Raw genomic sequence first — 21845 nt, forward strand, 5'->3', positions numbered from 1 at the left:
GCGCTCAGGTCGGCGTCGCGGCGCGCAACGCGGCGGCGGTGGTCTCGTCGCCGGGCAGGAACGTCTCGATGGACAGCTCCTCCACGGTGACGTCGAGCGGGGTGCCGAACGTGGACACGGTGCTGAGCAGGGTCAACTCGCCGTCGCCGTGCCGCAGCCGCAGCGGCACCACCACGTCACCCGGCCCCGGCGCGGCCGGCTCCGGGTCGGTCCCGCCCGGGTATCCGCGCAGCTCGTCGAGGAGCGCGGTGAGGTCCGGGTCGGCGGTGAGCTGCGCCTGCCGGCGCAGCCGGGCCAGCAGGTGCGCCCGCCACTGCCCGAGGTTGAGCACCCGGGGCGCCAGCCCGTCCGGGTGCAGGGTCAGCCGCAGCGCGTTCACCGGCGGCCGCAGCAGGTGGGGCGCCGCGCCGGCGGTGAGCACCGGCACCGCCGCGTTGCCGTCGACCAGCCGCCACCGTCGGTCCACCGCCACCGCGGGCCAGGGTTCGTGCGCCCGCAGCACCAGCCGGACCGCTGCGCGGACCCGGCTCAGCTCGGGGGAGTCGAGGGCGCGTCGGGGGTAGACCGGCGCGTAGCCGGCGGCGAGCAGCAGCTGGTCGCGGTCGCGCAGCGGCACGTCCAGGTGCTCGGCCAGCCGGAGCACCATCTCCCGGCTGGGCGTGGAGCGCCCGGTCTCCAGGAAGCTCAGGTGCCGGGGGGAGATCTCCGCCTCGTGGGCGAGCGCGAGCTGACTGAGCCGCCGCCGGGTCCGCCACTCCCGCAGCAGCCCGCCGACCTCGCCCACCCCCTCATCCTAGGCCCACCGACCCCGAGGTGTTGATCAACGAGTTCGCGCCGTCGTGCGCTCCTTGATCGGGGCCCGGCGGCGAGGGGTGGGGGAGGATGGGGGAATGGAGCTGGTGATCATGGCGGACACGCACGTGCCGAAGCGGGCGAAGGACCTCCCGGCCGCGCTGTGGGCGGCGGTCGACGCGGCCGACGTGGTGCTGCACGCCGGCGACTGGGTGGACGAGTCGCTGCTGGACGCCCTGGAGGCCCGGTCCCGCCGGCTGGTCGGCGTGTACGGCAACAACGACGGCCCGCCGCTGCGCGCCCGGCTGCCCGAGGTGGCCCGGGTCGAGCTGGACGGGCTGCGGGTCGCGGTGGTGCACGAGACCGGCCCGAAGACCCGCCGGGAGGAGCGCTGCGCCGCCGCGTACGGCGACCGCGACCTGCTGGTGTTCGGCCACTCGCACATCCCGTGGGACAGCGTCGCGCCGGGCGGGCTGCGGCTGCTCAACCCGGGCTCCCCGACCGACCGGCGGGCCCAGCCGTACGCGACCTACCTGACCGCGCGGGTGGCGACGGGGCGGCTCGACCGGGTCGAGCTGCACCGCCTGCCCCCGCGCTGACCTCAGCGCCCCCGGCCGGTCTCCGCCTGGAGCTCGTCGATCCGGCGGGACGCCTCGGCCTTGGTCAGCCCGTCCGGCACCTGCTCACCCGCCTCCTGGGCCAGGGTGTGCAGGTAGGACTCCTGGGCCGCGGTCGGCGGCTCGTCGCCGGTCACCCAGTCGTCCGGGTCCTTTACGGCGGCGTCCGGATTGTTGTTGCGGTCGGTCATGCTGATCACCTCTCCTCGAACAGGTGTTCCACTACCCCCGTGCCGGCCGGTTCATGCCCGCCGCGGCCTACGATCACGACATGACGGCGGACCGGGCGGGTGTGGTGGTGGTCGGCGCGGGGATCGCCGGGGTGGCGTGCGCGACCGAGCTGGTCCGCGCCGGCGTCCCGGTGGAGGTGCGCGAACGCGGCCGGGTGACCGGCGGGCGGATGGCCAGCAAACGCTTCGACGGCCGCCCCGCCGACCTGGGCGCCGCCTACTTCACCGTCGACGACCCGGACTTCGCCGCCGTGGTGGCCGACTGGCAGGCCGCCGGGCTGGTGCGGGAGTGGACCGACACGCTCGTCTCGTACGGGCCGCGCGGGCGCGAGGAGGTGACCGGCCCGGTGCGCTGGGCCGCCCCGCGCGGGCTGCGCTCGCTCGTCGAACACCTGGCCGCCGACCTTCCGGTGACCCACGACCGGCTGGTCATGACCGTCGAGCCGGGACCCCGGGTGGACGGGCGGGCGGCCGAGGCGGTGGTGCTCGCCATGCCCGGGCCGCAGGCCGCGCTGCTGCTGGACCCGGCGTTCGCCGAGGCCACCCGGGCGGTGGCGGCGCAACGCTGGGCGTCCACGCTCTCCGCCGTGCTGCACTTCCCGTCCCGTCGCTGGCCCGACTTCCGGGGGGCGTTCGTCAACGACCACCCGGTGCTGAGCCTGGTCTGCGACGACGGCGACCGGCGCGGCGACGGGGCCCCGGTGCTGGTCGCGCACACCACCGCCGAGTTCGCCGCCGGGCACCTGCTCCAACCCACCGCCGCCCGGCCGGCCGTCGAACAGGCGGTGCGGGACCTGCTCGGCCTGCCCGAGCCGGCCACGTCGACCCACGTGCACCGGTGGACGTACGCCCGGCCGGTGCGGGTGGCCGAGGGCGGGACGTACCACCTGGACGCCGACGGGATCGGTCTGGCCGGCGACGCGTTCGGGCGGCCCCGGGTGCAGAGCGCCTGGCGGTCCGGCCGGGACCTGGGTCGCGCGCTCGTCGACCGGTTGCGCGCCGGCTGACCCCGCGGTCAGCCCCGGGCGCCGTCGAGCACCGGCTGCGCGGCCCGGCCCTCCTCCGCGCCGTCGCGGGTACGCTCGCCGGCCCGGTCCAGCAACTGCATCACCGGGGTCGCGGCGACGCCGTGCACCACCACCGAGACCACCACCACCAGGCCGACGGTGGCCCAGAGCAGCTCCGCCTGCGGGAAGTCGGTCTTGCTGGTGGCGTACGCCAGGTAGTAGAACGATCCGACGCCGCGGATGCCGAACAGCGAGATCACCCAGTGCTCGGTGGCGCGGCCCGGCGCGCCGCGCAGCGACAGCCAACCCGCCAGCGGCCGGATCACCAGCACCAGGGCCAGCCCGACCAGCGCCGCCGGCCAGGTCAGCGGGGCGAGCAGGCCGGTCACCACCGCGCCGCCGAACAGCAGCAGCAACAGCACGGTGAGCAGCCGTTCCACCTGCTCGGCGAAGTCGTGCAGCACCGAGTGGAACTCGTGCGTGCGCTCGGCGGCCCGGATCGCCCGCGCGGCCACGAACACGGCCAGGAAGCCGTAGCCGCCGACCACCTCGACCAGCCCGTACGCGAGGAACGTCGCGGCCAGGGCGAGAAAGCCCTCGGAGTGCCGGGCCAGTCGCAGCTCGCTCGGGGCGCGGAAGAACAGCTTGCCGAGCAACCAGCCGACCAGCAGTCCACCGCCCACACCGACGGCGAGCTTGTAGACCACGTCGACGCTCAGCCAGTGGAGCAGCCAGTCCGAGGGAGCGAGGCTGGTGGTGGCGATCGCGATGGCGGCGTAGACGAACGGGAAGGCCAGGCCGTCGTTGAGGCCCGCCTCCGAGGTGAGCGCGAAGCGCACCTCGTCCTCCGAGTCCTCCGCGTTGGTCGGCTCGCCCACCTGCACGTCCGAGGCGAGCACCGGGTCGGTCGGGGCGAGCGCCGCGCCGAGCAGCAACGCCGCCGCCGGCACCAGGCCGGCCCACCACCAGCCGAGCAGCGCCACGGCGGCGATGCACAGCGGCATGGCGATGGCCAGCAGACGCCAGGTCGACGACCAGCGGGCCCAGCTCAACGGCCGGTCGATCTTCAGGCCGGCGCCCATCAGGGCGACGATCACCCCCACCTCGGTGAGGTGGGTGGTCAACTCCGGCGAGCGCAGCGGATCCGGCGCCGGCAGACCGGTCGGCAGCACGAAGACCAGCATGCCCAGCCCGAGGAACGCGATCGGCATGGACAGCGGTCGCTTCTCCAGCATCCGGGGCAGGATCCCCGCCAGCAGCGCACCGACGCCCAGCAGAGCGAACGCGACATCGACCGGTTCCACGGCACCACCCTTCCGTCGCCCGTGGGCCGGGCGGTGGTGCCAGCAGTGCCCCGTCGGGGGTCGGGCTAAGCCTGGCGGTGCGGCCCAGTTCGGCGGCGGTTCAGCCGAGGGTGCCGATCGCGCTCTCGGGCAGGGCGTCCAGCAGGTCCGCCGGGTCCTCGTACACCGCCACCGCCCCGGCGCCGGCCAGCTCGGCGCGGCCGGTGCCGCCGCAGGTCAGGCCGATGCAGGGGATGTCCAGCTTGCCGGCGGCGGCCACGTCCCACACCGAGTCGCCGACGAAGACCACCCGGTCGGCGGTCAGCCCCGACTGGTCCAGCGCCGCCTCCAGGATGTCCGGCGCCGGCTTGCTCTCCTGCGCGTCGGCGGAGGACGTGACCGTGTCGATCACGTCGTCGGCGTCCAACGCGGCGCGCAACGCGGTCACCTCGTGCGCGGCCGCGGAGGTGGCCAGCACCACCCGCAACCCGCGCTCCGCGCAGGCGTGCAGCAGCTCCCGCGCCCGGGGCAACGGCGCCAGCCGCTCCCAGTACTCGGCGTAGAGCGCGTCGTGCGCGTCGCGCAGCCGGCCGTCGGCGTCGCGGTCCCGTTCGGCGCCGAGCAGGTGGTCGAGGAGCTTGTCCGAGCCCATGCCGATGGACCGGTGGATCCGGGCCATCGGCACCCGGTGGTCGGCCTGACGCAGCGCCTCCCACCAGCTCACCGTGTGCAGGTAGGTGGAGTCGATCAGGGTGCCGTCCACGTCGAAGAGGACGCCGCGGCGCGTGTCGTCGGCCATGGGTGCCTCCTACCCCGCCGCGGGGGCGTCGACGCGTGACCCGCCCCGGGGGATGAGGATCTCGAACCAGACCGTCGAACCCCGCACCGTCGGGTCGGTGCCCCAGGCGTCGCTCAGCTCCTCGATCAGGCCGAGCCCACGGCCACGGCTGCTCAGCGTGTCGGTCTGGGCCCGGGTGACCTGCCCCCGGGTGCCGGAGTCGGCGACCGAGACCAGCAGGCGTTCCGCGCTGAGGTCGATCTCCACCCGGGCTGCGGTGCCGGCGTGCAGCAGCGCGTTGGTGGTCAGCTCGCTGGTGCACAGCACCGCCGCGCCGACCACCGCCTCGGGGACCTGCCACTCGGTGAGCTGGGCGGTCAGCCAGTGCCGGACCCGGCTCGGCGCGGTCGGCTCGGCCGGCACCTCCATGCCGGCCGACCGGCTGGGTCGGACCGCGTGCTCCACCGCCAGCACGGCCACGTCGTCCTCGGTCGCGCCCGGCACGGCGGCGGTCGCGACCGCGCACAGCGCGCGGGGGTCGCCACTGCTCGCGGCGCTCACCGCCGCGCCCAGCCCGGCCAGCCCGCTCGCCAGGTCCTGCCAGCGTCGTTCCACCACCCCGTCGCTGTAGAGCAGCAGGGTGTCCCCGGGACGGAACGGCACGGTGACCGTCCGGGCCCGGCCGCCGAGGCCCAGCGGCGGGCCGGGCGGCACCTCGACGAACTCGGCGCCGGCGTCGGGGCCGCCGCGCCGGATCAGCGGCGCGGGATGACCGGCGCTGCTCAGCGTGAGCGCCTCGCGGTCCACGTCGACCACGCCGAACACCACGGTCACGAAGAGCTCGTGCGTGCCGCCCTCGGTGCCGAGACTCCCGACCAGCCGGTCCAGACCGCCGAGCACCGCGTCCGGGCGGGAGTCGGACAGGGCGAGCGCGCGCAGCGCGGCGCGTACCTGACCCATCCGGGCGGCGGCCTGCACGTCGTGGCCGGCCACGTCACCGAGGACCACGCCCAGCGCGCCGGAGGGCAGCAGGAACGCGTCGTAGAAGTCGCCACCGGCGGCGTTGCCGTCGACGCCCGGTTCGTAGCGGGCGGCGATGCGCAGCCGGGGCAGATCGGGCAGCTGCTCGGGCAGCATGCTGCGCTGCAACAGCTGGGCGGTGCCGTGCTGGGTCTCGAACCGGCGGGCCCGTTCGGCGGCCTGGCCGATCAGCTCGGCCGACGCGGCGAGCAGCGCCCGCTCCGCCGGGGACCAGGGCCGCGGCGCCTGATAGCCCACGGTGAGCGCGCCCCGGATCACCGAGGAGCGCAGCGGCAGCGCGGCGAGCGCCCGGATCTTCTCGTCATGCCGGTCCGCCGCGACGTCGCGCAGCGGCTGCCCGTCGGCGGCGAACGAGGGCACACCGCTGCGCGCCGTCACCACCGCCGGCAGCGCCGAGTCGGCGCCGAGCCGACGCCACAGCGGGGGCAGTCGCTCGTCGGCCTCGTCGAGCAGCTCACCCCGGATGCGCCGGACCATCCGCCACGCGGCGCCCTCGTCCACCGCGAGGGAGACCCGGTCGGCGTCGAACGAGTGCAGGCAGTAGCGCAGCGTCACCCGGGCCACGTCGTCCAACGTGAGCGTGCCGGAGAGCGCCGCGGCGAAGTCGCTCAGGCTCTGCAACTGCTGGGTGAGCTGGGTGGTCTGCGCCGACACGGTGAGCACGCCGACGATCCGGCCGGTGGAGTCGCGGACCGGGGAGTGGCCGCGGGTGAACACGGCCGGCTCGGCCGGGCCCCCGCCCTGCCGGTCGGCCGGCAGCACCGCCTCCCGCTCGAGGAAGGGCTCGCCCAGTCGGTAGACGCGCTCCAGCGCCTCGCCGGCGCCGGCCTCCCGCCACACCTCGGCGAACACCTCCGCCGCCGGCCGGCCGAGCGCGCCCGGGTGGCGGTCGCCGATCAGCTCCGCGTACCCCTCGTTGTAGTGCAGGACGAGGTCGTCGCCGAGAAGCAGCGCCATCGGCACCGGCGAGTCCAGCACCACGTCCATCACGGCGCGGACGGCGGGGTCCCAGTTCTCCGGCGCACCCAGGGGCGTGTCGGCCCACGGGTGGGCGGTCGCGGCGGCCGGCCCGGTGGCGACCGGACCGGCGGATGCTCCCGGAGTGGGGACGGAGGGTGTGGGAACCCGACCGACGGTGCCTGGCATGACCGCAGCCTAACCGGAGCGTGGCGGTCCGGTTCCGATCATGTGGCCCGAGTCGGCCCCGGTCCTCCGGTGGTCGGACGTTAGTGCAGGTCAGGGCCGGTTCGGCAGGGCATGTCGGGAAATTGGCCGGGTCCGGCTCGGCGTGCTGCCGAGGTCATCGGGTATGCGGGCGGCGCAGTTCACGCGACAGGAGGGACATCATGCCGAAAACCCTCGCGGTCGGTCAGGTCGACATCAGTGCGGCCTGGACCGACTTCTGGAGGTCGGTGCTGCTCTTCGTACCGAGGGCCATCGCGTTCATCGCGATCCTCGTGGTGGGTTGGCTCATCGCCCGAGCCGTCCTCAAAATCGTGGACGCGGCACTGGAACGGGTCGGGTTCGACCGCGCCGTGGAACGCGGCGGGATCAAACGCGCCCTCGAACGCACCAGGTACGACGCCAGCGACATCCTGGCCAGACTGGCCTACTACGCGGTCCTGCTGTTCACCCTGCAGTTCGCCTTCGGGGTGTGGGGGCCCAACGCGATCAGCGACCTGATCCGCGGGGTGGTGTCCTGGCTGCCGCGGGCCTTCGTGGCGATCGTCATCGTGGTGATCGCCGCCGCCATCGCCAACGCCGTCCGGGACCTGGTCTCCGGCGCGCTCGGCGGGCTCTCCTACGGCCGGGTGCTGGCCGACGTGACCGCGATCTTCATCCTGGCGCTCGGCATCATCGCCGCGCTCAACCAGGTGGGCATCGCGACCACGGTGACCACACCGGTGCTCGTGGCCTTCCTCGCCACCGTGGCGGGCATCCTGATCGTGGGTGTCGGCGGTGGTCTGATCAAGCCGATGCAGGACCGCTGGGACGGCTGGCTGCACCGGGCCGCCGAGGAGTCCCGGGCGTTCCGGGAGCAGCGGCAGGCGCAGCAGGCGGGTCGCAGCGACTACGAGCGGCAGATGGCCGACCGGGGCGCACAGCCGACCCCGACCGGGCCGGAGTCGATGTCGGGGGCGGGCACCTACCGCTCCGGGCAGTCGGGCGACCAGACGCAGCAGTTCCGCCGGCCCAACGGCTGACGGAGGCGGGTGACCGGGGTGTTCGCGGGGCGATCGCGGACACCCCGTCGCCGTGCCTCAGGCCAGCTGTCGGGGGTCCAACCCGCGGGCCAGCAGGCAGACCGCGAGCAGGCGGGTGAGCAGCCAGCCCGGCGCCGACCAGTCGACCGGCCCCTCCGGGGGCGTCCAGCCGTGTTCCGTCGCCGCGTCGCGCAGCCCTTCGGCGTAGCCGGCGAGGGCCGCCACGCCCAGCGGCCGGCGGTCGCCGTGCAGGCTGTCGCGCACGCCGGCGGCGTGCTGGTCGACCTCCGCGAGCAGCCCGGGGTTCGCGAAGGCCGCAGCGAGCCCGGCGGTGCCGACGGCGGTGGTCAGCGTGGTGAGGGTCGACCGTGCGGCCACCGCCGCGGAGGGGGTCGCGACCCGGTTGTTCGGCACGCGCATGGTGACCGAGGCTAGCCCCGGCGGGAGCGGGCTGACCTCGGCCGACCGGCCGATGCCCGGATCAGCCGGGTGACCGGCGGTGTCGTCCGGCGGGATTGAGCAGCCCGTCCCGGGGCAGAAGGAAACCGCGCGGACGGCGCAGCGAGCCCGTGGAGGAACAGGATGGGACAGCCGCACGACGGACCGGACCGGGCGCACCGCCGCCCGGACGGGGTGAGTGACGCCACGGTCGAGGCGCTGGGCAAGCTCAGCGAGGCCCTGGAGTGCGTCGAGCGGGCCCGCGGCCACCTCTACGAACTGCACCAGCTGATCGGCCACGCCGACCTGATGCTGGACGACGCGGTGCAGCTGTTCCGCTCCGCCGGGCACCCGGCCCTCGCCGAGCGGATCGACCGCGACCTGCTCGGTCGCAACGTCATCGCCGGACGGTGGACCTTCCAGATCGTCGAGGACTTCGACGACGGCTACTACGCGCTGTTCCGGGAGATGGACCGGCAGGCCCGGGACGACCTGGTCGGCGGCCGGCGGCACCTCTACGAGGCGGAGATGAAGGAGCGCCGCCGCTCCCGGGGCCGGCCGGGGCACGAGGCGCGCCCGGCGTAGCGAGGAGTCAGTCCGAGGAACGCGCGTCGGCCGGACGGCGGCGCGCGCCGTCGTCGGCGATGATCACGGTCGCGACCATCAACGCGACCACCAGGCTGAAGAGCCAGGAGCTGTCGTCGGTGAACTTCGCGGCGACCGGCGCCTGGACGGCGGCGAGCAGGAAGCCCAGCCAGGCGAGGCGGCGCTGACGGGTGGAGAGGAAAGCGGAGCCCTGATCCATCCCGAAAGTCTTGCGCGCCATGGGGGGAGCGCCGTCAGCCGTTCGGCCGATTCTGGATGGGCTGTCCGTTTTCCCGACCGCCCGTACCTCACTTTTTGTCGTTTCGGTCGAGCGTAGGGTGACCGGCTCCGGGTAGCTTCCGGCCCCCCGGAGCCGGCGCCTCACATGGTGTCCGGCCCGGTCCGGCCGGTGGTCGACGGCCGGTACGCCCGGTCCGCGTCGGTCATCTCCCGCCGCTCGGCCTCCGGGCCGGCGCCCCGGTCCACCGCCTCGGGACCGTGGCCGAACGCGGCCTCCTCGCCGGCGTCGTTGCCGGTGGCGTCGTCGGCCTGGCCGTCCAGCGTCGACCGGGCGATCGCCTGGTCCAGCTCGTGCAGGGGAGTGCGGTCCTCGTCGCGCCACACGTGGCGGTCGTTGTCGGTCATTCCCCTGCGGTACCCGGGCGGAATGATCGCAAACGGCCGCCGGACAGCGCGATGGCCGCCGGGCGAGCCGGCGGCCATCGAAGCTTCGGTACGGGGGGAAGCGGGGACTCAGGGAGTCGGCCGGTCGACCTCACCGCGCCAGGCGCCGGTCTCCTGACCGCGCCGCTCGATGAACGTCTTGAACCGCGCCAGGTCGCCCTTGGCCCGGCGGTCGACCACGCCCAGCTTGTCGCCGGCCTGCTCGACCACGCCGTGCGGCTCGAACTCCATCTGCAGCGTGACCCGGGTGTGCCCCTCGTCGAGGCGGTGGAAGGTCACCACGCCGGCCTGCTGGGTGCCCCCGGTGGAACGCCAGGCGACCCGCTCGTCCGGCAGCTGCTCGGTGATCTCGGCGTCGAACTCGCGCTTGACCCCGGCGATCTCCACGGTCCAGTGCGTCATCGTGTCGGAGAGCTGCCGTACCTCCTGCACGCCCTCCATGAAGTGCGGGAACTCCTCGAACTGGGTCCACTGGTCGTACGCGGTCCGGATCGGGACGTCCACGTCCACGTGTTCCATAACGCCGCTCATGTCGGGGTTCCTCCTGTTCCGCCGGTGCCGTGGTGCGGACCGTGGGCCGGTCCGCTCACCAGCGCGTCGTCTCGTTCTTGTGCCCGAGTGCGGCCCACACCTCGGAAACCGTCTGGTAACGCGTGCCCTCCGGCAGGCTCTCCAGCGCCGCGACGACGTCCGCGGGCGCCTCGTTCTCCCGGGCGTTGGCCACCAGCGTGTCGCGGTCGCCGGGCAGCGCCGCCATGCCGATGAACCGGCCGAGGCGGCTGCGCGCCTCCACGTCCTGGGAGCTCATCCCCTGCGGAGCGCCGGTGCGCAGCTCTCCGGCCGGGGCCGTGGTGGCCTCGGGCTGGTCCTCGCCGGCCGGCTCGGGGACGCGGAACTCGTCGACCCGCGAGCCCCCGGTGCCCGGCCCCTGGACGAGACCGCTGACCTCGCTGCTCATCTGATCGTCGACCCTGGGCGAGTGCTTGCTGCTGCCACGTTCCATGCCCACAGACATGCCCCGGGGGATCGCCGGTAAACCGGCGCGGGTCGGGGGACCCGGTCACCCGGGGCGGAACCGGGCGGCCGGTCCTCAGTCGGCCGGCGCGCGTGGCGGCAGCACCGGCTCGTCCGGCTCGTCCACCCCGGCCTGCATCGCCCGGCCCCGTTGCAGCTCCGCGTTGACCTGCACGCCGAGCATCAGCGCGCAGTTCGACAGGTAGAGCCAGACCAGGAACGCGATCACCGCGCCGAGGCTGCCGTAGGTGACGTCGTAGGAGCCGAAGTTGGCCACGTAGAGACCGAAGCCGAAGGAGGACGCCACCCACACCAGCAGCGCCAGCGCGCCGCCGGGGGTGAGCCAGCGGAAGCGCGGCTGCCGCACGTTCGGCGCGATCCAGAACAGCAGCGACAGCAACGTCATCGCGACCAGGGCCAGCAGCGGCCACTTCGTCACCGACCAGGAGGTCCGGGCCAGGGCGCCGGCGTGCAGCAGGTCGCCCACCGCGTCGGTGACCGGGCCGCTGACGATCAGCCCGGTGGCCACCACCGCGAGCAGCAGCAGCGTGATCGCGGCCATGCCGATCTGCAGCGGACGCAGGCGGTAGAACGGCCGCCCCTCCTCGACCCCGTAGATCGCGTTGGAGGCCCGGGTGAACGCGCCGATGAAGCCGGAGGCGGACCACAGCGCGCCGAGCAGGCCGAAGCTCAGCAGCACCTTCGCCGACCCCTGCTGCTCGACCACGTTGCGCACCACACCGACGAACGCGTCGTTGCCGACCACCGAGCCGGCCCCGATCTCGCGCGCCAGGTCGATCACGGTGTCCACCGTGCGCGGACCGTCGGAGACCAGCCCGACCAACGCCACCACCACGACCGTGGACGGGAAGAGCGCCAGCACCCCGTAGTAGGTGAGCGCGGCCGCCCAGTCGGCGCAGTTGTCCTTGACGAAGCCCTGGCCGCTGCGCACCAGCACACCCCGCCAGGTGCGCCAGTTCAGCTGACGGATGCGTCGCGGGAAACGGGACCGGGGCCGGTCACCGACCGCGGGTGGTGTCGTCGCCGTCATGACCGCCTCCTCCACGCGCCGGCCGCGCCACCGGGCGTGGCCCGGCGGTACCCCACGGCGGAAATCGACAAACCGCGCGCCGGTTTGTCCCCGTAGGGGAAGGGAACGACAGGGGACACCCGATCGAGACGGAGGTGGACGAGATGCCCGGGCGTGAGGTGCTGCCCAGCACGCTGAAGCGGTCCCCGGCCAAGGCGCAGCGGACCTGGGAGAAGACGCACGACTCGGCGGTCGAGACGTACGGCGAGGGGGAGCGGGCTCACCGCGCCGCCTTCGCCGCGGTCAAGCACGAGTTCGAGAAGGTCGGCGACCACTGGGAGCCGAAGGGCCGCAAGGGGCCGAGCGACAAGCAGGCCGCCGGCGGTGGACCGGCCCGCCGTGCGCCCACGGCCGGCGGCGTGGACGCCAACGCCACCAAGGACCACCTCATGGAGGTGGCGAAGAAACTGGACGTGCGCGGCCGGTCGCGGATGACCAAGCCGGAGCTGGTGAAGGCGATCGAGAAGGCCAACAACACCGCCACCCGCAAGGCGCGCGGCGGTCGCTGAACCGCCACCGTACGACGTCGAGCCCGGGACTCCGCAGGTCCCGGGCTCGACGGTGTCGGCTCACCAGTGGCCGCCGCCCGGCGCCTCCAGGTGCACCACCTTCACCGCGCTGAACTCGTCGAGCAGCTCCGGGCCGTACCCGAAGCCCTGGCCGCTGCCCCGGCGCGGCTGGGCCGCGCCGCCCGGCGCGCCGCCGAAGACCGCGTTGACCTTGACGGTGCCGACCGGCAGTTCCCGCCAGGCCCGCTGGGCGTGGCTCATCGAGCCGGTCAGCACCGTGGCCGCCAGACCGTACGGGGAGTCGGCCGCGCAGCGCAGCCCCTCGCTGAACGAGTCGACCACCACCACCGGGGCGACCGGACCGAACGTCTCCTCGCGGACCAGCGCCATCTCGTGGCGGCAGCCCTCCACCACGGTGGCCGGGTAGAACGCGCCCGGCCCGTCCGGGATCGTGCCGCCGGTGCGTACCCGGGCGCCCTCGGCCACCGCGGCGGTGACCTGCCCGTGCACGTGGTCCCGGTGCCGCCGGTCGACGAGCGGGCCGAGCTGCGTGTCCGGGTCACGGCCGGGTCCGGTGGCGAGCGCCTCGGCGCGGGCCACCAGCGCGTCGACGAAGTCCTCGGCGACGTCGCGGTGCACGTAGATCCGCTCCACCGCGACGCAGATCTGGCCGGCGTTGGCGAAGCAGCCCAGCGCCGCCTGTTCGGCCGCCCAGACCGGGTCGACGTCCGCGTCGACCACCAGCGGGTCGCTGCCGCCGTTCTCCAGCAGCACCTTCGCGCCGGTGCGCGCGCCCGCCGCGGCGATCGCCCGGCCGGTCGCGGTGGACCCGACGTGGGCCACCACGTCCAGCTCCTGACCGGCCAGCGCGGCGCCCACCTCCGCGCCGCCGGTGAGCAGCGACAGCACCCCGGCCGGCAACGCCGAGTCCAACGCCCGGGCCAGCAGCCACCCGGTGGCCGGGGTGCGCTCGCTCGGCTTGTGCAGCACCACGTTCCCGGTCACCAGCGCCGCGCCGAGCAGGCCGCAGGCGACCGCCACCGGGTCGTTCCAGGGGGTGATCGCGGCGACCACGCCGCGCGGCTCGGGAGCCATGAAGTCCAGCGCCGGGTGGCTGCCGTGCAGGGTCCGTCCGCCCCGCACCGGCGTCAGCTCGGCGTACTGTCGCAGCGTGCCGACGCCCGCCGCCACGCCGCCCCGCGCGTCGTCCAGGGGCTTGCCCATCTCCGCGGTGGTCGCCTCGGCGAGCTCCGCCGCCGCGGCCTCGACCGCGTCCGCCGCGCGATGCAGCGCGGCGGCCCGTTCGGCCGGCGCGGTGGCCGCCCACTCCGCGGCGGCGCCCCGGGCGGCCTCGACCGCCTTGGCCACCTCGTCCGCAGTGGCCACCGGCGCCCGGGTCACGGGCGATCCGTCGGCCGGGTCGTGGACGACCAGTTCGCCGCCCTCGCCACCGGCGCCCCACACCCCACCTATGAGCTGCGCAACCGTGTACATGCGGCCATGGATGCCCCGGTCCGGACGAGGCAAACGCGTTTCGCCCGGGGACCGGCCGGGTAGGCGGATCGGATGATTTCGACCGCCGACGCCGTCGTGATCGGGGCCGGGCACAACGGTCTGGTGGCCGCGAACCTGTTGGCCGACGCGGGCTGGGACGTCCTCGTGCTGGAGGCCACCGAGGCGCCCGGCGGAGCGGTGCGCTCGGCGCAGGTGACCGCACCCGGCTACCTCAGCGACCTCTACAGCTCGTTCTATCCACTCGGCTACGCCTCCCCGGTGCTGGGCGGGCTCGACCTGGAGCGCCACGGCCTGTCCTGGACCAACGCGCCGGACGTGCTGGCGCACCTGCTCCCGGACGGCCGGGCCGCAGTGGTCAACCGCGATCTCGACCGCACAGCCGCGTCGATGGAGACGTTCGCCCCGGGCGACGGGGAGCGCTGGCGGCACGCGTACGCGGACTGGCGCCAGGTGGCCGAGCCGATGCTGGACGCCATCACCAGCCCGTTCCCGCCGGTGCGCGGCGGGCTGGGCCTGCTGCGCCGGCTCCGGGTCGCCGGCGCGCTGCGGCTGGCCCGGCGGCTCGTGCTCCCGGTGCGCAAGCTCGGCGCGGAACTCTTCGACGGCGAGGGCGGGCCGGCGCTGCTGGCCGGTTGCGCCCTGCACACCGACCTGTCCCCGGAGGAGGCCGGCTCGGGGGTGTACGGCTGGTTGCTCGCCATGCTCGGCCAGCAGGTCGGCTGGCCGGTGCCGGTGGGCGGCGCGCAGCGGATCACCGACGCGCTGGTCGCCCGGCTCGTCGCCCGTGGCGGTCGGATCGAGTACGGCGCCCGGGTCGAGCGGGTGCTCACCGCGCGGGGGCGGGCGATGGGCGTGCGGACCGCCGGCGGGACCGACTGGCGCGCCCGACGTGCCGTGCTCGCCGACGTCCCCGCGCCGGCGCTCTACCTGGACCTGGTCGGCGCGGCGGCGCTACCGCCCCGGCTGGTGGAGGACCTGGCGCACTTCCGGTGGGACGGCTCCACGCTCAAGGTCGACTGGGCGCTGTCGGCGCCGATGCCGTGGCAGAACCGCGAGCTGGCCGGCGCCGGCACCGTGCATCTCGGCGCGGACCTGGACGGGCTCACCACGTACGCCGCCGCGCTGGCCCGCGGTGAGGTGCCGGCGGACCCGTTCCTGCTGGTCGGCCAGATGACGGTGGCCGAACCGAGCCACTCACCGCCGGGCACCGAGTCGCTCTGGTCCTACACCCACCTGCCGTTCCGCCGGAACTGGCGGGCCGAGGACGTGGCGGCACACGTGGAACGGATGGAGGAGGTGCTGGAGGCCGCCGCGGCGGGTTTCCGCGCGTCCGTCCTCGGGCGGCACGTGGCCGGTCCGGCCGACCTGGAGGAGGCCGAGCCGAGCCTGGTCGGCGGCGCGCTGGGCGGCGGCACCGCGGCGGCGTACCAGCAGCTCTTCCTGCGGCCGATCCCCGGCCTGGGTCGGGCGGACACCCCGGTGGACCGGCTCTACCTGGCCAGCGCCTCGGCGCACCCGGGCGGCGGCGTGCACGGCGCGCCGGGCGCGAACGCGGCCCGCGCGGCCCTGGCCCGCGACCGGGCCGTCACGGGCGGGGTGTACGCCCGGACGATCGCCGCGGCCCACCGCTCGGTCTACCGCTGACCCGCTGACCCGCCGAGCTGGTGCCGCCCCGGCTCGCGTGGCGCCCTTCCCGCTCGGGTCGAACGCTCTCCCGGCTGGTCGCGCCTTCGTCCCGGGCCGATGGAGCGCCGCCCGGGCGTCTAGCGGTGACGCGGCGTGACCGATGTGCGGGGTCAGGGCACACCCCTCCGCCGCCTTGCTCTGCAGCCCTCTACGCGGCGGTGACTCACGGTAGAGATGCGGTGATCGTACGGTCGACCCGGCGATCCCCTCCGTCGCAGCTCAACGGACTGGTGCGTCGACGGCGGCAGAGCAGGCGGCACGGGCGTGGGTACGGCCCCGACAGGCAGACGCACGCTGCGTCACGGTTACGCAGCGTGCACCCGTTGTGGAGCGGAGCGGAGAGACCGGAGGGCCGGTCAGGAGTCGAGGTTGCGGTGCCGGCTGCGCAGCTTGAACGGCATCAGCGCGCTCTCGATCTTGGTGGCGGTGGTCATCTTCGAGTCGCCCTCGCGACGCTCCTCGAAGCGGATCGGCACCTCCAGGATGGTGTGGCCGAGCTTCGTGGCGAGGTAGTGCATCTCCACCTGGAAGCTGTAGCCGTTGGACTGGACCCGGTCCAGCCCGATGGTGCGCAGCGCGTCCGCCCGCCAGATCTTGAAGCCGGCGGTCAGGTCCCGGATCCGCACCCGCAGCAGCGTGTGCACGTAGAGGTTCGCCCAGCCGCTGAGCGCGCGGCGGTAGAGCGGCCAGTTCTCGTCCAACTCGCCGCCGGGCACGTAGCGGGAGCCGATGACCACGGCCGCCTGGGTGGAGAGCAGCGCGCCGAGCATGCCGGGCAGCGCCTCCGGCGGGTGCGACAGGTCGGCGTCCATCTGGGCGACGAACTCCGCGCCGTCGTCGATGGCGCGGCTGATCCCGTCCACGTACGCCCGGCCGAGGCCCTCCTTGCCCGGACGGTGCACCACCAGGATCCGGTCGGGGTGCTCGATGGCCAGCTTGTCGGCCACCTCACCGGTGCCGTCGGGGGAGTTGTCGTCCGCGACGAGCACCTTCAGCCCCGGCAGCGGCAGCGCGAGGAGGCGCTCGACCAGCACCGGGAGGTTGCCCGCCTCGTTGTAGGTCGGAACGACGACGGTCAGGCGCGCGTCCGCCCACGGGGAGGGCAACTGCACGGGTTCGATCATCACGGACTTCCTCGGTCGGCCGACAGGTTCACCAGAGAGGGTAGCCAGTCCACCTGATCGGCTCCGCACAGACGCCCCGCGACCGTCCGATCACCGGTCCGGTCTCTGTCGCGTGGCGATGTCCGACAGCCGGGCCAGCGTCTCCTTGTTCCGCAGGTGCAGCACCAGATCGTTGAGCTTGGTGCGGACCCAGCGCAGCGGTCCGGCGGCGAAGTCCTCGCCGATCGTCACCCGGGTCCGCCCGTCGTCCAGCGGCTCCAGGACGAACGCCACGATCGCCTCACCGGCCGGCCAGAGCCCGGCCCGCAGCACGAGCCGGTGCGGCGCGCGGCACTCCAGCACGGTGGACGCGTCCTGCAGCGAGAGCGGCCAGGGGCCGGCCCGGTGGTGCAACCGGCTGCCGACCCGCGGCCAGTCGTCGTCCACGTCCCGCACGTGCGTGGTGCCGACCACCCAGTCGCTGTACGTCCACCCGTCGGCGAGCACCTCGAAGACCTGCTCCGGGGGTGCGTCGATCACTTTCTCCACGACTGCCACCACCGTCCGGTACCCCCGCCGGAGCCGCCGCTAACAGCGGACGGGTTAGCTTCTCCGGGGCGGCGGGTATCGCCGCACCGGGCCGGGCGTGGCAGGCGTGGACCGGCCCGTGCGGCGCCGGCGGGGTGGGCTCCGCCGAAGGTGACGTTTACTCCTCGGGGGCTCGGGAACCCGCCGCCCGTGCAACCGGACCACGAGCGGGATCAGTGCAGGTCAGCCGGGGTTAGCCCGGGTTCTGGCCGGCTGCCGTCCGGCCTGTACGACGCGGTGCTGCTGGATCGGGACGGCACGCTGGTGGAGGACGTGCCGTACAACGGGGATCCGGAGAAGGTGCGGCCGGTGCCGGGGGCGCGGGAGGCGTTGGACCGGTTGCGGGCGGCCGGGTTGCGGCTGGCCGTGGTGACCAACCAGTCCGGGTTGGCGCGGGGGTACTTCACCGCCGAGGACATGCGTCGGGTGCACGCCCGGGTCGAGGAGCTGCTCGGTCCGTTCGACCACTGGGCGATCTGCCCGCACGCGGAGTCCGACCGCTGCGCCTGCCGCAAGCCCGCGCCCGGCCTGGTGCACGACGCCGCCCGGGCGCTCGGCACCGTGCCGACCCGGTGCGTGCTGATCGGGGACATCGGCGCCGACATGTCCGCGGCCGCCGCGGCCGGCGCCGCCGGCGTCCTGGTGCCCACGCCGGCCACCCGGGCGGCCGAGGTGGCCGCCGCGCCGACGGTCGCCGCCGACCTGCCCGACGCGGTGGACACCGTGCTGGCCCGGATGCGACTGGTGGCCGCCCCGGCGCCCGCGCGTCGTCCGGCCCGGGGGACCGTGCTGGTGGTCCGCAGCGACGCGGCCGGGGACGTGCTGGTCACCGGCCCGGGCATTCGCGCCGTCGCCGCCGGCGCCGACCGGGTGGTGCTCCTGTGCGGCCCTCGTGGCCGCGCCGCCGCCGACCTGCTGCCCGGCGTCGACGAGATCGTCGAATGGCCGCTGCCCTGGATCGACGCCCCCGCCCCACCCGTCGACCCCGACGCCATCCAGGCCCTCACCGCCCGGCTCGCCGCCGTCGGCGCCGACGACGCCGTCATCTTCACCAGCTTCCACCAGTCACCCCTGCCCCTGGCCCTGCTGCTGCGCCTCGCCGGCATCCCCCACATCAGTGCCATCAGCGACGACTACCCCGGCGCCCTGCTCGACGTCCGCCACCGCGTCCCCGCCGGCGTACCCGAACCCGAACGCGCCCTCTCCCTCGCCGCCGCTGCCGGCTACCCCCTGCCCCCCGACGACCAACCCGGACTACGCCTGCGCACCGACCGGCTGCCGCCGGTGCCGGCCGCGGCCTCGCCGCCCGGCTACGTGGTGCTGCACCCGGGGTCCTCGGTGGAGACCCGCGCCTGCCCGGTGGAGCTGGCCACCCGGGTGGTCCGGGTGCTCGGCGCGGCCGGGCACCGGGTGCTGGTCACCGGCGGGCCGGACGAACGCGAGCTGACCGCCCGGGTCGCCGCGGCCGGCGGGATCGACCTGGGCGGGCGTACCGGACTCGGCGAGCTGGCCGGCGTGATCGCCGGGGCCGGCGCGCTGGTGGTCGGCAACACCGGCCCGGCGCACCTGGCCGCGGCGCTGGGCGTGCCGGTGGTCAGTCTCTTCGCCCCGACCGTCCCGTTCGGGCAGTGGGGGCCCTACCGGGTGCCCACGGTCCGCCTCGGCGACGCCGCCGCGCCCTGCCGCGACACCCGGGCCACCGCCTGCCCGGTGCCCGGGCACCCGTGCCTGTCGGCGGTCGAGCCGGGCCGGGTGCTGGAGGCGCTGCGACTGCTCGGCGTGCCCGCCGCCGTGCCGGCGCCCGTCCCCGGCGGGGTGGTCGGATGAACATCCTGCTGTGGCACGTGCACGGCTCGTGGACCACGTCGTTCGTGCACGGCAAGCACCGCTACCTGGTGCCGGTCACCCCCGACCGCGGCCCCTACGGACTCGGCCGCGCCCGCACCTACCCCTGGCCGGACACCGCCGTCGAGGTCACCCCGGACGAACTGGCCACAACCGACGTCGACGTGGTGGTCCTGCAACGCCCCGAGGAGTTCGATCTGGCCTGCGAGTGGCTCGGCCGGCGGGTGGGCCGGGACGTGCCGGCGATCTACGTCGAACACAACACCCCCAAGGGCGACGTGCCGAACACCCGCCACCCGATGGCCGACCGCGACGACCTCCTGCTCACCCACGTCACCCACTTCAACGAACTGTTCTACGACAACGGCGCCACCCGCACCGCCGTCGTCGAACACGGCGTCGTCGCCCCCACCGTCGACTGGACCGGCGAACTCGACCGCCTCGCCGTGGTCATCAACGAGCCGGTACGCCGCTGGCGGGTCACCGGCACCGACCTGCTCGCCCGGTTCGCCGCGCTGGCGCCGCTGGACGTCTACGGCATGAAGGTGGCCGGGCTCGCCGCCCACCTCGGGCTGCCCGAGGACCGCCTGATCAGCCACGACGACGTGCCCCAGCACGCCATGCACGCCGAGCTGGCCCGGCGCCGCGCGTACCTGCACCTGTGCCGCTGGACCTCACTCGGGCTCAGCCTGATCGAGGCGATGACCATGGGCATGCCGGTGGTGGCACTGGCCACCACCGAGGCGGTCGAGGCGGTGCCACCCGCCGCCGGCGCGCTCTCCACCCGGGTCGACGTGCTGGTCGACGCCGCCCGGGGCCTGCTGGACGACCCGGCGGCCGCCCGCCGGGCGGGCGCCGCGGCCCGGGCCGCCGCCCGTGACCGCTACGGCCTGGAGCGATTCCTCGCCGACTGGGACCGGCTGCTGGAGGAGGAAGTATGCGCATCGCGATGATCTCGGAACACGCCAGCCCGCTCGCCGTCCTCGGCGGGGAGGACGCCGGTGGCCAGAACACGCATGTCGCCGAGCTCTCCGCCGCGCTCGCGGCCGCCGGTCACGACGTCCGGGTCTACACCCGGCTCGACGCGGTGGACCTGCCGGTGACCGTCCGCGCCCCGGACGGGTACGAGGTGGTCCACGTCCCCGCCGGCCCGGCCGAGCCGGTGGCCAAGGACGACCTGCTGCCGTACATGCCGGCGTTCTCCGACTGGCTGGCCGACCGGTGGCGCGCCGGCGACTGGCAGCCCGAGGTCGTGCACGCGCACTTCTGGATGAGCGGACTGGCCGGGCTCGCCGCCGCCCGACGCACCGGCGTGCCGGTGGTGCAGACCTACCACGCGCTGGGCACCGTCAAGCGCCGCCACCAGGGCGCCCAGGACACCAGCCCGCCGGGCCGGATCGACCACGAACGGGACCTGGGCCGCGCGGTCGACCGGGTGGTCGCCCAGTGCCAGGACGAGGTCGCCGAGCTGGTCCGGATGGGCGTGCCCCGCTCCCGGATGACCGTCGTGCCGTCGGGGGTGAACCTGTCCACCTTCGGTCCGCTCGGCCCGGTCGCCGAGCGGGACGGCGGCCGGGCCCGCATCCTCACCGTCGGCCGACTGGTCGAGCGCAAGGGCTTCCAGGACGTCATCCATGCCGTCGCGCTGGTCCCGGACGCCGAGTGCGTGGTGGTCGGCGGACCACCGGCCGGCCTGCTGGAGACCGACCCGTACGCGTTGCGCCTGCGGGCGCTCGCCGACTCGCTCGGCCTCGCCGACCGGGTCCGCCTCGTCGGCGCGGTGCCCCGCGAGGAGATGGGGCGCTGGTACCGCTCGGCGGACGTGCTGGTCGCCGCCCCCTGGTACGAGCCGTTCGGGCTCACCCCGCTGGAGGCGATGGCCTGCGGTGTGCCGGTGGTCGGCACGGCGGTCGGCGGGCTGATCGACACGGTGGTGCCGGGACGTACCGGCGACCTGGTGCCGGCCCGCGACCCGGCGGCGCTCGGCGCGGCGATCCGCGGCCTGCTCGGCGACCGGATCCGCCGCTTCGCCTATGCCACCGCGGCGCTGGAACGCGCCCGGGCCCGCTACTCCTGGGCCACCGCCGCCGACCGGCTGGGCGAGCTGTACGGCGAGGTGGCCACCGTGCGCCGGCCGACCCGGGTGGTCGCCTGATGGCGGCCGCGCCGGCTGCCGGCGGGACGGTGCTGGAGGACCACCTGACCCGGCTGGCCGCCGCGCTGCTGCCGCTGCGGGACGCGGAGCACCTGCTGGCCCGCTGGGGTCGGGAGGTGGCGCACCGGCTCGCCGCCGGCGGGCGGTTGCTGGTGGCCGGCAACGGCGGCAGCGCCGCCGAAGCCCAACACCTCACCGCCGAACTCGTCGGCAAACTCCGCCACGACCGCCAACCCCTCTCCGCCATCGCCCTGCACGCCGAAACCAGCGCCCTCACCGCCATCGGCAACGACTACGGATACGACGAAATCTTCGCCCGCCAGGTCCGCGCCCACGGCCGACCCGACGACCTCCTCCTGCTCCTGTCCACCAGCGGCACCAGCCCGAACCTCCTCACCGCCGCCCACGCCGCCCACGACACCGGCCTACGCTGCTGGGCCTTCACCGGCCCCGCCCCCAACCCCCTCGCCGACCTCTGCCACGAACGGCTCGCGATCGACTCGCCGGACGGGCAGGTGGTGCAGGAGCTGCACCTGGTGGCCGTGCACGTGCTCTGCGAGTACGTCGACCGGGAACTGCCCGCGGCGCTCGCCGCCCGCGCCCCTGCCGGACCGGTGCGCGCCGGCGTCGAGGTGGTGCTCGACGACCCGGATCCGGAGGTGCAGGCCCGATGAGGAGGTC

At 74.9% G+C, this 21845-nt stretch carries 24 protein-coding genes; 10 read left to right on the forward strand and 14 right to left on the reverse strand.

The features are described 5' to 3' along the window. Positions 1 to 4: 4 nt before the first annotated feature. On the reverse strand, positions 5 to 784 hold the full coding sequence (locus O7600_RS29655) for a helix-turn-helix transcriptional regulator (RefSeq protein ID WP_281591643.1): 780 nt from the start codon (positions 782 to 784) through the stop codon (positions 5 to 7). Between the two features lie 106 nt (positions 785 to 890). Between O7600_RS29655 and O7600_RS29660 the strand changes: the two genes are divergently transcribed. After that, positions 891 to 1391, forward strand: a complete 501-nt coding sequence (locus O7600_RS29660; protein ID WP_281591644.1) for a metallophosphoesterase — start codon at positions 891 to 893, stop codon at positions 1389 to 1391. Between the two features lie 2 nt (positions 1392 to 1393). Here the strand turns inward: O7600_RS29660 and O7600_RS29665 are convergent, their stop codons facing one another. After that, on the reverse strand, positions 1394 to 1600 hold the full coding sequence (locus O7600_RS29665) for a DUF3072 domain-containing protein (RefSeq protein ID WP_091583772.1): 207 nt from the start codon (positions 1598 to 1600) through the stop codon (positions 1394 to 1396). A gap of 80 nt (positions 1601 to 1680) precedes the next feature. Between O7600_RS29665 and O7600_RS29670 the strand changes: the two genes are divergently transcribed. Next, a complete protein-coding gene (locus tag O7600_RS29670) occupies positions 1681 to 2646 on the forward strand; it encodes an FAD-dependent oxidoreductase (protein ID WP_281591645.1) in 966 nt (321 codons plus the stop codon). 8 nt (positions 2647 to 2654) lie between these two features. Here O7600_RS29670 and O7600_RS29675 read toward each other — a convergent pair whose 3' ends face one another. From O7600_RS29675 to O7600_RS29685, 3 genes are all read right to left on the reverse strand, one after another. Continuing rightward, complete coding sequence (locus tag O7600_RS29675; RefSeq protein ID WP_281591646.1) at positions 2655 to 3950, reverse strand: cation:proton antiporter; 1296 nt, start codon at positions 3948 to 3950, stop codon at positions 2655 to 2657. A gap of 100 nt (positions 3951 to 4050) precedes the next feature. Beyond that, positions 4051 to 4728, reverse strand: coding sequence for an HAD family hydrolase (locus O7600_RS29680; RefSeq protein WP_281591647.1), 678 nt, complete (start codon positions 4726 to 4728; stop codon positions 4051 to 4053). A 9-nt stretch (positions 4729 to 4737) separates the two neighbouring features. Further along, complete coding sequence (locus O7600_RS29685) at positions 4738 to 6894, reverse strand: SpoIIE family protein phosphatase (protein ID WP_281591648.1); 2157 nt, start codon at positions 6892 to 6894, stop codon at positions 4738 to 4740. A 200-nt stretch (positions 6895 to 7094) separates the two neighbouring features. Between O7600_RS29685 and O7600_RS29690 the strand changes: the two genes are divergently transcribed. Further along, a complete protein-coding gene (locus O7600_RS29690; RefSeq protein ID WP_281591649.1) occupies positions 7095 to 7952 on the forward strand; it encodes a hypothetical protein in 858 nt (285 codons plus the stop codon). Positions 7953 to 8009: 57 nt separating this feature from the next. Here the strand turns inward: O7600_RS29690 and O7600_RS29695 are convergent, their stop codons facing one another. Beyond that, positions 8010 to 8372 (reverse strand): DUF6401 family natural product biosynthesis protein, encoded by a 363-nt coding sequence (locus tag O7600_RS29695; RefSeq protein WP_281591650.1) that lies wholly within the window; start codon positions 8370 to 8372, stop codon positions 8010 to 8012. Between the two features lie 162 nt (positions 8373 to 8534). Here O7600_RS29695 and O7600_RS29700 point away from each other — a divergent pair, with 162 nt between their 5' ends. After that, positions 8535 to 8975, forward strand: a complete 441-nt coding sequence (locus tag O7600_RS29700; RefSeq protein WP_281591651.1) for a hypothetical protein — start codon at positions 8535 to 8537, stop codon at positions 8973 to 8975. Between the two features lie 7 nt (positions 8976 to 8982). Here O7600_RS29700 and O7600_RS29705 read toward each other — a convergent pair whose 3' ends face one another. The 5 genes from O7600_RS29705 to O7600_RS29725 all read right to left on the reverse strand — a co-directional run bounded on the left by O7600_RS29705 (position 8983) and on the right by O7600_RS29725 (position 11724). Beyond that, positions 8983 to 9195, reverse strand: a complete 213-nt coding sequence (locus O7600_RS29705; RefSeq protein ID WP_091578338.1) for a hypothetical protein — start codon at positions 9193 to 9195, stop codon at positions 8983 to 8985. Positions 9196 to 9356: 161 nt separating this feature from the next. Continuing rightward, a complete protein-coding gene (locus tag O7600_RS29710; RefSeq protein WP_091578336.1) occupies positions 9357 to 9620 on the reverse strand; it encodes a hypothetical protein in 264 nt (87 codons plus the stop codon). 108 nt (positions 9621 to 9728) lie between these two features. Continuing rightward, positions 9729 to 10190 (reverse strand): SRPBCC family protein, encoded by a 462-nt coding sequence (locus O7600_RS29715; RefSeq protein ID WP_091578334.1) that lies wholly within the window; start codon positions 10188 to 10190, stop codon positions 9729 to 9731. 55 nt (positions 10191 to 10245) lie between these two features. Then, entirely contained in the window at positions 10246 to 10662 is a 417-nt protein-coding gene (locus O7600_RS29720) for a DUF2795 domain-containing protein (protein ID WP_099164666.1), read from the reverse strand. A gap of 87 nt (positions 10663 to 10749) precedes the next feature. Further along, positions 10750 to 11724 (reverse strand): YihY/virulence factor BrkB family protein, encoded by a 975-nt coding sequence (locus O7600_RS29725; RefSeq protein ID WP_281591652.1) that lies wholly within the window; start codon positions 11722 to 11724, stop codon positions 10750 to 10752. A gap of 143 nt (positions 11725 to 11867) precedes the next feature. On the opposite strand from O7600_RS29725, the gene O7600_RS29730 reads away from it, so the two are divergent. Next, the gene (locus O7600_RS29730) at positions 11868 to 12272 is read left to right on the forward strand and encodes a ChaB family protein (protein ID WP_281591653.1); all 405 of its coding nucleotides are present in this window, start codon (positions 11868 to 11870) and stop codon (positions 12270 to 12272) included. Positions 12273 to 12332: 60 nt separating this feature from the next. Here O7600_RS29730 and O7600_RS29735 read toward each other — a convergent pair whose 3' ends face one another. Then, positions 12333 to 13766, reverse strand: a complete 1434-nt coding sequence (locus O7600_RS29735) for an aldehyde dehydrogenase family protein (protein ID WP_281591654.1) — start codon at positions 13764 to 13766, stop codon at positions 12333 to 12335. 72 nt (positions 13767 to 13838) lie between these two features. Between O7600_RS29735 and O7600_RS29740 the strand changes: the two genes are divergently transcribed. After that, a complete protein-coding gene (locus tag O7600_RS29740) occupies positions 13839 to 15431 on the forward strand; it encodes an NAD(P)/FAD-dependent oxidoreductase (RefSeq protein ID WP_281591655.1) in 1593 nt (530 codons plus the stop codon). A 398-nt stretch (positions 15432 to 15829) separates the two neighbouring features. On the opposite strand, the gene O7600_RS29745 is transcribed toward O7600_RS29740, so the two are convergent. Together O7600_RS29745 and O7600_RS29750 are read right to left on the reverse strand one after the other, a co-directional pair. Then, on the reverse strand, positions 15830 to 16597 hold the full coding sequence (locus tag O7600_RS29745) for a polyprenol monophosphomannose synthase (RefSeq protein ID WP_281591656.1): 768 nt from the start codon (positions 16595 to 16597) through the stop codon (positions 15830 to 15832). A 90-nt stretch (positions 16598 to 16687) separates the two neighbouring features. Then, positions 16688 to 17134, reverse strand: coding sequence for an SRPBCC family protein (locus tag O7600_RS29750; RefSeq protein ID WP_281591657.1), 447 nt, complete (start codon positions 17132 to 17134; stop codon positions 16688 to 16690). A gap of 243 nt (positions 17135 to 17377) precedes the next feature. On the opposite strand from O7600_RS29750, the gene O7600_RS29755 reads away from it, so the two are divergent. Genes O7600_RS29755 through O7600_RS29770 form a run of 4 tightly spaced genes read left to right on the forward strand, consistent with a single transcriptional unit; the run spans position 17378 to position 21838 of the window. Next, a complete protein-coding gene (locus O7600_RS29755; RefSeq protein WP_281594298.1) occupies positions 17378 to 18991 on the forward strand; it encodes an HAD-IIIA family hydrolase in 1614 nt (537 codons plus the stop codon). Next, positions 18988 to 19962 (forward strand): glycosyltransferase, encoded by a 975-nt coding sequence (locus O7600_RS29760; RefSeq protein ID WP_281591658.1) that lies wholly within the window; start codon positions 18988 to 18990, stop codon positions 19960 to 19962. Before O7600_RS29755 ends, O7600_RS29760 begins: the two co-directional genes overlap by 4 nt. Next, positions 19947 to 21164 carry a glycosyltransferase gene (locus O7600_RS29765; protein ID WP_281591659.1) on the forward strand — a complete coding sequence of 406 codons (1218 nt, stop codon included), beginning with the start codon at positions 19947 to 19949 and terminating at the stop codon, positions 21162 to 21164. Before O7600_RS29760 ends, O7600_RS29765 begins: the two co-directional genes overlap by 16 nt. After that, a complete protein-coding gene (locus tag O7600_RS29770; protein WP_281591660.1) occupies positions 21164 to 21838 on the forward strand; it encodes an SIS domain-containing protein in 675 nt (224 codons plus the stop codon). The genes O7600_RS29765 and O7600_RS29770 overlap by 1 nt, the downstream gene beginning before the upstream one ends. Positions 21839 to 21845: the final 7 nt, after the last annotated feature.

Source organism: Micromonospora sp. WMMA1998, from assembly GCF_027497375.1.
Lineage (GTDB): Bacteria > Actinomycetota > Actinomycetes > Mycobacteriales > Micromonosporaceae > Micromonospora > Micromonospora sediminicola.